The organism is Polaromonas sp. AER18D-145 (assembly GCF_002379095.1).
Lineage (GTDB): Bacteria > Pseudomonadota > Gammaproteobacteria > Burkholderiales > Burkholderiaceae_C > Polaromonas.
The window spans coordinates 1-12,948 of the sequence record NZ_NBZV01000013.1; the positions used below are offsets into that span (position 1 = coordinate 1).

5 protein-coding genes and 1 pseudogene are annotated in these 12,948 nt (G+C 59.1%); 4 read left to right on the forward strand and 2 right to left on the reverse strand.

The window, feature by feature from the left end:
* Window positions 1–405 precede the first annotated feature (405 nt).
* The 4 genes and pseudogenes from B7G52_RS24015 to B7G52_RS08780 form a co-directional block, all read left to right on the forward strand.
* Window positions 406–1,692: pseudogene (locus B7G52_RS24015) on the forward strand (calcium-binding protein); the annotation flags it as partial.
* A gap of 119 nt (window positions 1,693–1,811) precedes the next feature.
* Window positions 1,812–7,874, forward strand: coding sequence for a calcium-binding protein (locus tag B7G52_RS24020; protein WP_141397413.1), 6,063 nt, complete (start codon window positions 1,812–1,814; stop codon window positions 7,872–7,874).
* Window positions 7,875–7,912: 38 nt separating this feature from the next.
* Window positions 7,913–9,142, forward strand: coding sequence for a glycosyltransferase family 1 protein (locus B7G52_RS23280; protein WP_141397414.1), 1,230 nt, complete (start codon window positions 7,913–7,915; stop codon window positions 9,140–9,142).
* 231 nt (window positions 9,143–9,373) lie between these two features.
* Window positions 9,374–10,795 carry a HAMP domain-containing sensor histidine kinase gene (locus tag B7G52_RS08780; protein ID WP_096697237.1) on the forward strand — a complete coding sequence of 474 codons (1,422 nt, stop codon included), beginning with the start codon at window positions 9,374–9,376 and terminating at the stop codon, window positions 10,793–10,795.
* Window positions 10,796–10,800: 5 nt separating this feature from the next.
* Here the strand turns inward: B7G52_RS08780 and B7G52_RS08785 are convergent, their stop codons facing one another.
* Together B7G52_RS08785 and B7G52_RS08790 are read right to left on the reverse strand one after the other, a co-directional pair.
* Entirely contained in the window at window positions 10,801–11,385 is a 585-nt protein-coding gene (locus B7G52_RS08785) for a response regulator transcription factor (RefSeq protein WP_096697238.1), read from the reverse strand.
* A gap of 205 nt (window positions 11,386–11,590) precedes the next feature.
* On the reverse strand, window positions 11,591–12,940 hold the full coding sequence (locus B7G52_RS08790) for a tryptophan--tRNA ligase (RefSeq protein ID WP_096697239.1): 1,350 nt from the start codon (window positions 12,938–12,940) through the stop codon (window positions 11,591–11,593).
* Window positions 12,941–12,948 lie beyond the last annotated feature (8 nt).

The window sequence follows — 12,948 nt, forward strand, 5'->3', positions numbered from 1 at the left end:
AGCGACACCTACGTGTTCCAGAGCGGTGACGGCCTGGACACCATCCTGGACAGCGATGGCAAAGGCAGCCTCCTCCATGATGGCGACACCCTGGCGGGCGGTGCGCAATATGGCGACACCCGTGTTTACAAAAGCACCGACGGCAAACACCTGTATACCCTTGCCGGCGAGAGCACCCTCATCATCGATGGCCAGATTGTGGTGCAGGGTTATGACAAGGCGCGTGCTGACTTGGGAATCACCTACAGTGACGCGCCTGTGGTGAACAATCCGGACACCAACAACGACATCAAAGGTGATCTCAAACCGAAGGACGCCAACCTTGCTCTGGAAGGTAACCAGTACGACAACGACTCTCTTGGCAATATTATTGTCGGAGCCGAAGTAGAGGCGGATCGGGTTGACGTGCTAAGAGACAGTGGCGCGAATGATCACATCATCAGCGGTGGAGGAAATGACCGCATCTACGCGTTCCGCGGCGGTGACGACCTGATCGAAGCGGGAACAGGACAAGATGAAGTCTATGGCGGGGCCGGCAACGATGTCATCATGGGTGGAGCCGACGGCGACATTCTCAGCGGCGAAGTCGGCAATGATCGTATTTACGCCGACAGCCAGATGACCGTAGCTGCCGCGATAGCGTCTGGCAACGCCTCGACCGGTAGCGGTCAAAGGGGCGATTGGCTGGCTGGTGGATCGGGTGACGACACGCTGGTGGGAAGCACCGGCAACGACGTCTTGGCAGGCGGTGGCGGGCAAGATTTGCTTATAGGCGGGGCCGGCGATGACGAACTTCTAGGCGACCACGACTGGGTCGCTCAGAGTTTCACGTGGACCGTCACCGATCTGCCGACGGTTAGGTGGTTCGAGCCAGTCACGGGAACGATATCTCCATCGGACAGTGGAGCCGACGTCATTTACGCTGGGCGAGGCAACGACCACGCCTGGGGCGGAAGCGGCAATGATGTCATTTTTGGTGAAGATGGCAACGACTCCCTCGTGGGCGATGAAGGTAACGACATCGTTATGGGTGGCGACGGAGAAGATAAGCTGTTCGGGAAGGTCGACAACGACTATCTGGATGGCGGCGCGGGCGCTGACCAGATAAGCGGAGACGCTGGCGATGACATTCTGATCGGCGGCACTGGAAATGACACCTTGGAGGGTGGCGCTGGTCAAGACATTTACATCTTCAACAAGGGTGACGGCGTAGACACCATTGTTGACGCCAAATCAGAGAACAACATTTTTCGCTTTGGCGAAGGAGTTAATGCCAGCGACATTACCCTGCGCCTGGGCTCGCTGCTGCTCGACATGGGCAATGGCGACCAGGTGCACATAGACAACTTCAACCAGCACGATGTGTACAACAGTGTGGCGATCGACAGTTTCGAGTTTGCTGACGGATCCATCCTGAGCAGTAGTGCCTTGCTGGCTCGAGGTTTTGACATTCACGGAACCGAACAGAACGATACCCTTACCGGCACCAACATCACCGACCGGATGCACGGTTTTGGCGGCGACGATCTTCTTTTTGGCGGCGCGGGAGCAGATACCCTATCCGGGGGTGATGGCGTTGACGAGTTGCAAGGCGAGGATGGCGATGATCTGCTGAACGGAGATGCCGGCGCTGATACTCTGTTTGGGGGTGCCGGCCGGGACAATCTTTCTGGCGAAGATGGTGCGGACTACCTGGACGGGGGGGAGATGACGATCTGCTATCGGGCGGAGCAGACGACGACAGTTTGTTTGGCGGCGCGGGGGCGGACTACCTACTGGGTGGAACCGGCAACGATTTTCTGGCGGGCGATATGGAAACGGACGCCTTTACAGCCCAAGGCGCAGACTTTCTGGACGGCGGCGACGGTAACGATGAGCTTCGCGGCGAGGGGGGCAACGACACCCTCATGGGCGGCAAAGACAATGACTTGCTGTACGGCGACGCAGGCGATGACGATCTCTCCGGGGGAGACGGCGTTGACGAACTGCAAGGCGGTGAGGGCAATGACCTGCTGAATGGTGGTGCTGGCATCGATAACTTGTTTGGGGATGCAGGGCAAGATGAACTCCAGGGGAGCGAAGGCGCAGACCGGTTGAATGGCGGAGCGGGCAACGATGTCCTCATGGGTGGTGCTGACGGCGACTCGCTGTGGGGTGATGATGGCAATGATTTGCTGAACGGGGATGACGGCGATGACACGCTGACCGGCGGCGCTGGAAATGACACGCTGACTGGTGGTAGTGGCTCAGACGGATTGTTCGGCGGTGAGAACGACGACAAGTATGTAATACGCACCAGCGACGCTGTCACAGGTCATATTGACATCATTAGCGATTCGCAGGGCGTCAATACGTTACGAATAGAAGGTGCCTCGCTTGCGGATATTCAGCTCAGTATTGCCCAAAGCGGTAGTACCGAACATTTGTTCATGACTTACGATGCCACGGGCGCGAAAGTGGCAATTCAAGACGGCCTGGCCGGCGGTGCCATCAAGTGGCTTGAAGTGGACGGTCAGACAATTGATTTTCTGGAGTTTATTGGAACCCGTCTGCAAAGCTGGATTTATGGCCGAACCGCTCAGGAAGGACGAATTTTGGCCGGGGGCGCTGATTCTGACTACCTCCAGATAGAGCACAACAACACACTGATTTCAGGCGGCAAGGGCGACGACGATATAGGCCTGTACAGCACCGGGAACACGGTGTTGATCAGAGAAGGGGATGGTGTTGATCGAATCGACGGATCAGCCCCGACTGCCGGGGAAGCCAACTTGCTTGAATTTGGCACCGGCGTTGTGCTTAACGACATAGTGATTGAGCGTGGAATCCAGGGTGAAGTTCTGATCCGAACGGTTGATGGAACAACCGGCGCGCAGATTCGAGGAGGAATTACTGAAGTAAGGTTCCAGGACGGCGATCAATTGTTCGAATTGTCTGAACTGGTCCAGAGGGACCTCGCAGAGCGTGCAACTGAAGGCGACGATCTTGTAGTGGGGTCGGTGTTTGATGACGTTGTTCGAGGGGAAGCAGGTAATGACGTTCTCCTTGGCTATGAGGGCGATGACACCCTGATTGCGGATGGCGGCAATGACATCCTGATTGGCGGAGAGGGCAACGACACCTACGTCATTACTCCCGGTGCTGGGAGTGTGACTTTGCTGGTTGGACTGGATCAAGGTGAAAGTGCGGCACAGGCCGGAGCGGACCGTATTGTTTTCCGCGGTACAAAATCCCAGTACACGTGGACGACCAGCCGTGTAGACAACTCCCTGGTCGTCACTGCGCATCTCACGGAATCTGGCTCCAGTTCAAGTGTGCGTCTGGAAGGGTATTTCGACTCAGGTGTGGGCGCCGCGGTGTGGTCTGCCGCCACAGTGGGATTTGAGGACGGCAGCGTGCTTTCGATTCATGAACTGCTGTTCTCGTTCACGCCAGCTACGGAAGGCGACGACATTATTTATGGTCACCCTGGTGCAGAGGTGATTGATGCCTTGGGTGGAAATGACAATGTCTTCGCCCTGGATGGCAACGACGTTGTTGACGGCGGTGACGGAGATGACATTGTTGACGGCAGTTACGGCGATGATCTGCTGCATGGCGGTCTGGGGCAAGACGTTCTGACGGGCGGTGTTGGAGCAGATGTATTGCACGGAGGGGATGGTGATGACCTGCTTGCCGGTGGCGGAGGCGACGACATTCTATGGGGTGATGCGGGCAATGATTTCCTGATAGGCGAGTTGGGCAACGACACCTTGTACGGTGGCGCTGGCGTGGATAGCTTGCAAGGCGGAGAAGGGGAGGATCATCTGGACGGCGGAGAGGGGGACGACCTCCTGTTTGGAAATGATGGCGATGATGTGCTGCTCGGTGGCAGCGGGAACGATGTCTTGAATGGGGGGCTGGGGTCAGACACTTTGAATGGAGGCGAGGGGGACGACTTGTACGTGTTTGATAGTGATCCGCTTAGCGCCAGCCGCCTTGGCGAGGTAGATCGGATTATCGACGAGCAGGGCGCAGATGTCATTCAGGTTCGGGGGGCGTCAGCGTCGGAGGTCAGAGTATTTTCTTTAGGCAATCAGGAATACAGTGTTTTGTGGGGCACAGGTGGCGTCAAATTAAAAGGAGGGAGCGATGCACTGACGTGTTTTCAATTGGACATAGACGGCGTGCGCTCTTCGCTTGCAGACTACCTGGTTGCACCCCCGACAGAAGAGCCGCCGACGACGCCTGCCCAGGCGAATGCCAACTTCATCGCCCGGCATGAATATCAGGCGCGCATGCAGATTGAATATGCCGGCAGTATTGGCGCTCTGGTATGGCGTTATGACTCGAGCGATACGATCGGATCGCTGATGGAAAAATTCAGCACTGACGAATTGAATACCGATGTGTCGCGATCGTCGTATACCGCTGGAAGCACGCCTTATTACTACACGGTCAGCGGCTACCGGGATCCGCAGGGCAACGTCTTCGCAACGAACTACTATACGCAGACGACGTATAGCGAAACCAACACGCTGACAACAATCACACCAGGATACTCATACACCAGGCCTGACGGGTCAGTTGGACTAACAATGCCGACGTACGTCATTGTTACCAACCCGATGGTGACGTCGGTGACATATGCCATACCAAACCTGACTGCGTTTACCGAACAGAGGATTGGCTACACCACCGGTTACACGTTCCATGCCGCACCTACATCCGTAGACGCACAGCTAGGCTCTTCTGCCAATACGTTTACATTTTCTGCTGGGCTGGTCAATGGGGGCGACGGAGACGACCACATCTGGGCGAATATGGCCTCTTTCGCGCGATGGACATACATGAATGAGAGGCCGGACGGCTATGGTGTGCACAGCTATTTCAGCGTGGATGGCGGTAGAAGCGTAGCTCTAACGGAGCGTAACAAAACCTTATTGACAGGACAAACTACCGCCAGCTGGATAAATGGTGGAGAGGGCAACGACACCATTGTCGGCTCAGAAGTGTCTGATGTGATTTATGGCGGACCAGGCTTTAACTCTTTGGATGGAAGTACCGGTCCTGATCGCTACCTTGTTCTGGATCAGGGTGCAGAAAACCTAGGGTTCGACTACATCGCGGATAACTCAGTGGCGCATCCGCTGGAAAATCGTTATTACGACTCTTATGGCGGTATACCTGAAGAAATTCTGCCGCCAGGCGCAGATATCGACACGGTCGAGTTCGGCCCCGGCATCTTTCTGGAAGATCTTCAATTCAGCGTCAAAACCGCCGGAACCGATTCCGAGTATTTCCTGCCCAATGTTGGGAGTTATTGGGATCCACAACCCTATCTGGTGGTGGAGCGGGACGGCCGGAGACTGGTTTCAATCGAGCTGGCCAGCGACGGTACCTCCACTGAGCCGCCGGCCGATCCGCTGGGTGCAGGCGTAGAAGTTCTGGAGTTCCAGGATGGGCAGAAGATTACTCTGGCGGAGGCCTTAGAGATTGCGCGGACCCAGGTGCCGCCCGCGGCCAATCGAATTACCGGAACAGCCGGTGACGACGTTTTGGTGGGGACGGTTAATCGGGATGTGATCGACGGTGCTGCTGGTGTGGACCGTATGACGGGCGGCGTAGGAGACGATACGTACTATGTTGACAACAGCGCAGACGTGGTGGTGGAGAAGGCAGGAGAAGGCACAGACACGGTGATCACCACGGTCAGTGACCGCCTGTCGGCGCATGTAGATAACCTGACGCTTGCTGGGGTGGACGCCATCAACGGGACCGGCAACAGCCTGAACAACGTGTTGACCGGCAACAGCGCCAACAACACCCTGAACGGCGGCGCCGGTGCGGACACCATGCAAGGCGGCCTGGGCAACGACAGCTACTATGTCGACAACACCGGCGACCAGGTGATCGAAGAAGAAGGCCAGGGCACAGACCGAGTACTCGCATCCATCAGCTACACCCTCGGCGCCAACCTCGAAGACCTGCAACTCACAGGCACGGCTAACATTGACGCCACCGGCAACGAAGGCGCTAACAAACTCACCGGCAACGCCGGCGCCAACACCCTGGTCGGCCTGGCCGGCGACGACCGCCTGCTGGGAGGTTTGGGCGCAGACACCATGCTGGGCGGAGAAGGCGACGACCTGTACGAAGTCGACAACACGGTTGACGTGGTGACCGAACTTGGCGGCGAAGGCGTGGACACGGTAGAAGCCTCGGTGACCTACACCCTGGGCGCCAACGTCGAGAACCTCCTCCTGACCGGCACAGCCGTCGTCGGCGCCACCGGCAATGAGCTCAACAACCTCCTGCAAGGCAACCTTGTCGCCAACACCCTGACGGGCGGCGCCGGCAACGACACCTTGAACGGCATGAAAGGCCTGGACACCCTGATAGGCGGAGCCGGCAACGACACCTACCTGTTCGAAGACGACTTCGACACCATCGTGGAAGAAACCAATGGAGGACGCGACACCCTCATCAGCCGAATCAGCGCAGCCACCCTGGCCGCCAACGTCGAAGACGGCGTCCTGCTCGGCGCGGCTGTGGCCCTGACCGGCAACGAACTGTCCAACGTCCTGACCGGCAACAACGCTGCCAATACCCTGGACGGCGGTCTAGGGGCCGACGTCCTGATAGGCGGCAAAGGCAACGACCTGTATGTGGTTGATACCAAGGCCGACACCGTGGTCGAGAACGCGGCAGAAGGCAGCGACACCATTGAATCGAGCGTCAACTACAGCCTGGGCAGCAACGTCGAGCACCTCACGCTGACCGGCACAGCCGAAGTCGGTATGGGTAATGAGCTGGCCAACAAACTCACCGGCAACGCACAGTCCAACAAACTCTGGGGCGGCCTGGGCAAGGACAGCCTGGACGGCGGGCAAGGCGCCGACATCCTCATCGGTGGGTTGGGCCACGACAAATACTGGGTCGACTCCTCCGACGACCTGGTGGCAGAAAACGCACTGGAAGGCACCGACACCGTCTACGCCAGCGTCTCCTACGCGCTTGCAGACAACGTCGAATACCTCACCCTGACCGGCAGCGCCAACATCAACGCCGTCGGCAACGCCGGCAACAACCGCCTGGAAGGCAATACCGGCAACAACATCCTGTTCGGCGGACTGGGCAACGACACCTACGTGTGGGGCCGCGGCAGCGGCCAGGACATCATCGTCAACTTCGACGCCGGCAAACCCTCCGGCGACACTGTGCAGCTGGGTGCGGGCATTGCCGAGGCTGACCTGGGCCTTGCACGGCAGGGTAACGACCTGATTCTCAGCATCAACGGCACCAGCGACCAGCTGACGGTGGCCAACTACTTCCAGAACGCTGGCATAGGTGCCAACGCTCTGGAGAAGATACGCTTTGCCGACGGCACCAGCTGGAACCATGCGGCTGTGCTCAGCCGTACCACGACGCAGGAAGGGGCTTTCAGCGCCCAGATGCTGCCACCCGAGGTGCTGGCCGGCAACCCGACCGCCCTGTTTGACGCCCCCGCGCCGGCGCAAACCCAAACCAGCGATGCCGCCACAGCGCCGCAAAGCGTGGCCGAGTCGATTGCGGCGGCCAAAGAGCGCTTCGAGCAGGGCTTGCAGAACCTGACCTACAGCGTGGACGAGCAAGGTGGCCTGAGCCGCAGCGAGTTTGCCGAGCGCCGGGCCTTGCCGCTGCTGTGGAACCTGCAGGATGCCTTGCTGGACCTGCAGCTGGCGAAGAACCCGGACGGGCGCTTCACGGCGGACATCTCTATGGACAGCCGGGCCACGCGTGACCTGGGCCTGGGCATTGCGATGCTGGGCGGGGTCAACGGCATGGCTGGCAGGCTGGACCAGGTGGCCAGGCCTCAGGAGATTCTGCAGTTTGACCTGGCGCAGATGCAGTAGGGAATAGGGCAATCTGGCGGCACTCCAAGAAAGCACGCGTGACCAAGACTGTTCTGATTATTTGGGAGCACGGTGGCAATCTGGGACATCTTTCCAGATTGCTCCCGATTGCAATTGCCTTACGAGATGCGCAATGGAAAGTGATTTTTGCAGTTGCTGATAAAGTCTCTGCACAGCGATTTCTGGCTCCTGCGGGCTTCAACTGCATCAAGCTGCCTCGAATCGCACCAAAAGTGGCAGCAGCGATATCAGGCCCCCTCAACCACGCTGAGATACTGCTTCGTATGGGCTTTGAAAGAGTAGACCAAGTTCGATCTGTGCTGGATCGCTGGTACGCCCTGTTTGACGACATCAAACCCACAGCGGTGCTCGTGGATGCCTCACCTGTGGCGCTGTATGCGGCCCGCAGCGCAGGTATTCCGACCGTGGTGATCGGACATGGATTTGAAATCCCACCAGAGCAGGCACCGCGACCCTGCTTTATGCCATGGGTTGAAAACTCTGTAGCGAGGGCCGAGGAGCTTGAACTTCGTCTGGAGAGAGCGCTGGAAGAGCTGGCAAAAACCATACCGGCGCGCCTTCGCAAAAATGCCCCCAAGTCAATGAATGATCTTTTTAGTTCTGACAGCATAGCTTTGTGCGCGTGGTCGGAATTGGATCATTTCGATCGACCGGCCGGAGTTCGTGACGCTTCTGATGTCTACTTCGGACCGATTTGGTCAGAATCGCCGGGAGGAGAGCTTTTGAGCTGGCCAGATGGAGACGGACCGAAAGTACTGTGTTACCTCAACTTGCGGGATAAACGGTATGACCTGACCTGGCAGGCGCTCAAACTTCAGGGGGCAAACGTGCTGGTGATTTCACCTTCAGGCCTACCCAGGGCCTGTGAAGCCGCACGCGGATGGGGCATCAGAGTTGTCGAGCATCCGGTGCAGCTGGATCCGCTCATACGAGATAGCGCAGCCATTGTGGGGAACGGAGGCATGGGCCTGACAAGCATGTCGCTGCAGGCTGGTAAGCGGATACTGCTGCTCCCTGAGCATATGGAGCAGGCCATCCTGGCCTACCGCTTGAGTAAACAGGGGTTGGCCCTGGCGACCATACGGAACAAGATAAAAACTGTAGTCGCCGAAAAAGTTGATCAACTTCTGAGCGGTGAAATTTCTGCCGAACGCATTAAGAATTTTTCCTTGAGACACGGTGACTATCGACCCGGAGTGGCTGTACAAAAGACAGTCGCCACACTCTCGAAATTAGGACCACGCTGAGTAAGCCCCGTCAAAGAGTCCAATCTGGCTCACGACGGAGCGATGTGGCTTCAGCAGGGGCCGAACGCACTTTCATGCAGCGCCGTTGGTCTGTTTTTCGGGCCTTTCGGCGCATTTGCAGCCCTCATAGCCGAATTTACTAATCGGCCAAAAGTGAAGCCATAGACATATTGTCCAGAACGGCAAGCTACTGTGCGCCGTGCAGGACTCAACGAACAGTAAACTGCAGCCATGGATTCAGCCGCCCTGCCTTTGCCCGGTGACAGCCGTCATGTCGTGGCAGACATCGCCGCACGTGATGACTGGGTGGAGGCCAAGCTGACGCGCAACTTCATGCGCAATGCGCGGCCGGCGCTCAATTCAGCCGCGCTGGTGATTCCCGTCATCGTCCTTGTCCTCTACAACAACGTCAACCATTTCGCATTGCTGAGCTGGACGCTGGCTGCCGTGCTTCTCATGGTGATGCGCTACCGGGTGGTCCGGATCTACCAGCGGGACTATGCCGGCTCCGGCATCGTCCAGCAGCGGGCCTTCATTGCACGGTATGGCTGGACCTGGACCCTGGGGGCCGTGGTCTGGGGCTCGTCGATGTTTCTGTACTTTCGCAAGGCGCCGGTTTTCGACCAGTTCATCTGCCTGATTGTGCTGGTGGGCATGGCGGGTTTTGCGGTGGGTGCGTTTGCGGCGTGCCTGCGCTGCTTTCTCGGGTACATCAACGGGCTGGCTTACACCATCCTGGCCGCGATGGCCTGGAGCGTGGCGATAGAACGGCCTTTCCCCGGCACCGTCACCACTTATGCGCTGGTGTTGCTGGTGCTGATTTACTGGTCGGCGGTCCGCATGGCCGGGCAACGCCTGAACCGCGTGCAGCGCTCCAACCTGGAGCTGCAGTTTGCCAACGCGCAACTGATCGCCTCGCTGACCGAAAAGACACGCGTGGCGCTGGAGGCGGTCGAAGCCAAGAACCGGTTTATTGCAAGTGCGGCCCATGATTTGCGCCAGCCTGTGCACGCTCTCAGCCTGTATGCCGACTGGTTGCGTGCCGAGCCGGAACTGGTGCTGCAGATCACGCCGAAAATTGTGCAGTCCACGCAGGCCGTCAATGAGCTTTTCAATTCGCTGTTTGATCTGGCCAGGCTCGATGCCAGTGTGGTGGAAGTGAACTGGCAGCGGGTGGACTTGCCGTCGCTGGTCGGGGAGCTGGAGTTGCAGTACGCTCCGTTGGCGAAAGAGAAGGGGCTGGACCTGCGCACCCATGTGCTTGCAGGGGCGGTGCGCTCCGACCCGGTGCTGCTCAAGCGGCTGCTCGGCAACCTGCTGTCCAATGCGATCCGCCATACCGAACAGGGCGGCGTGTTGCTGGCGGTCCGTCCGGGCGAGGACGGCTGGCGGATGGAGGTGTGGGACACCGGCGTCGGCATTGCGCCGGAGCACCAGCAGGCGATTTTTCAGGAGTTTTACCGCGTGGCCAGGCACAACGGCACCGAGGAAGGCTTCGGGCTGGGTCTGGCCATCGTCAGGCGGCTGTGTGAGGCTCTGAACCATCGCCTGAGCATGAAGTCAAACCCCGGGCAGGGGACGGTGTTCCGGCTGGACATGGAGGCCTTTGACGACGGGGAGCTCGCCCGCGGGCGACCATACAGCCACCACTGAAGAGGCTAGAGCAGGCCTTGGGTACGGGCCAGATGGCTGGCCTGTGATCGGCTTTTGACATTGAGCCTGCGAAACAGGCGCCACAGATGCACTTTCACGGTGTGTTCGCTGATCTGCAATTCGGCGGCAATGTCACGGTTGCTCATGCCTTTGTCCAGCATCACCAGCAATTGCTTCTGGCGTTTGGACAGCTTCTCGGGTTCCGTGTTGGCCTCCGGATCGGCACTGTCATCCAGAAAGGTTTTCAGGACCTTGGCTATCTCGGTCGCACCGACGGATTTTTCGATATACACATCGGCGCCGGCTTCCAGCGAGAGATCCTGGTAGTCCTGTGCGGGGGCAGCTGACAACACCACGATAGGCACCTCGGGAAACTGCTGGCGCAGCTCCCGCACCCCCGATACGCCATGGGTATCCGGCAGCTTGAGGTCGAGGCAGATGATGTCCGGGATGCCATGCTGTTCCACGGCCGGGCCAATGGCCGCCAGCCTGTCGAGCTCGATGACGGACGCTTTTGCATGCAGGCGGCGAATAAGCATCACCACGGCTTCCCGCATGAGAGGGTGGTCATCGATGACAAAAATACGCATGGGGCCTGGCGGTAAGAGGGTGAAAAACTGTCAGTATTTGGATCAAAAAGTAAGCATACCTGCGGACTGTCAAGTTGGCGAGTAAGCGATAGATTTTAAGTCCGGAATTAATGCACTGTCCGGAGCTGAAAACTGATCCTTTCTTATTACTTGTCGATGTTGCGCTCCTGCGCCCGCATGTGTTTTGACGGCCTCTTCCCGACCTTCAGGACCGCGCTTCGACCAGTTGCTGCAAAGCCGAATTCAGTGTTGCCGCAGTGATGCCGGGGAGAGGTTGCAGTTTTTCCCGTAGACCGTCGAGTGCGATGGCGCCCTGGGTTTGCAGCAGACCAATCGCCTGCGCGGCCTCCTTGGGGGCATCGAAGCCGTAGCTTTGCAGCAACAGCTGGCCCTGGGGGTCGACCAGCTTGAAGTGGAACTTGCCATCGGCCTCCCGGTATTGCTTGAAGACCGGCAGGGATGCCTTGGCGGCCTTCGCTGCGGTGACGGCGCTCGTCTGGGCGCCGAGGTTGCGCAGGCCCACCGCGTGGCGCAGTTCCCGCATGAAGGGGCCGGCGAGCTGGCGTGCCTTGTCGGCGCCGGCCTGCAGGATGGCTTCTATCCTGGCGGGGTCTTTCATCAGGGCCTGGTACTGGGCACGCATGGGCGCCACTTCCTGGTCAATCCGTTCGAACAGGCGCTGCTTGGCGTCGCCCCAGGCAATACCTTCGCTGTAGGCCTGGCGCAGCGCGGCGGTTTCAGTCTCGCTGGCAAACGCCTGGTAGATCTGGAACAGGGCCGAGCCTTCGGTCTCCTTGGGCTCGCCCGGTGCGCGCGAGTCGGTGACGATGCCGGCGATGAGTTTTTTCAGCTGCTCGCGCGGCGTGAACAGCGGAATGGTGTTGTCGTAGCTCTTGCTCATCTTGCGGCCGTCCAGGCCGGGCAGCAAGGCGACGGACTCCTCGATCAGCGCCTGCGGCAGCACAAAGTGTTCGCCGTAGAGGTGGTTGAAACGCTGCGCCATGTCGCGCGCCATCTCGATGTGCTGGATCTGGTCGCGGCCGACCGGCACTTGGTGGGCCTTGAACATCAGGATGTCGGCGCCCATCAACACCGGGTACATGAAGAGGCCCGCGCTGACATCGGCGTCGGGGTCGTTGCCGGCGGCGGTGTTTTTATCCACCGAGGCTTTGTAGGCATGGGCGCGGTTGAGCACGCCCTTGGCTGTCACGCAAGTCAGCAGCCAGGTGAGTTCGGGAATCTCGGGAATGTCGGACTGGCGGTAGAAGGTCACGCGCTCCGGGTCCAGTCCGGCGGCCAGCCAGCTGGCGGCGATCTCCAGCGTGGACTGCTGGATGCGCGCCGGCTCATCGCACTTGATGAGCGCATGGTAGTCGGCCAGGAAATAAAAGCTCTCTGCGCCGGCGCCGGTGCTGGCGGCGACGGAGGGACGGATGGATCCGACGTAGTTGCCCAGGTGCGGCGTGCCGGTGGTGGTGATGCCGGTGAGAAAGCGCTGGGGCGAAGGCGAAGTGGCGGGGCGCGCGGCGGCGTCGGAAGGCTTGTTTGTCATCATTTGTCCAG

Bases quoted from the DNA above. Each gene is read 5' to 3' on its own strand.
- B7G52_RS08780 (WP_096697237.1), top strand. From the start codon at position 9,374: ATGGATTCAGCCGCCCTGCCTTTGCCCGGTGACAGCCGTCATGTCGTG.
- B7G52_RS08790 (WP_096697239.1), bottom strand. From the start codon at position 12,940: ATGATGACAAACAAGCCTTCCGACGCCGCCGCGCGCCCCGCCACTTCG.
- B7G52_RS08785 (WP_096697238.1), bottom strand. From the start codon at position 11,385: ATGCGTATTTTTGTCATCGATGACCACCCTCTCATGCGGGAAGCCGTG.
- B7G52_RS24020 (WP_141397413.1), top strand. From the start codon at position 1,812: ATGGAAACGGACGCCTTTACAGCCCAAGGCGCAGACTTTCTGGACGGC.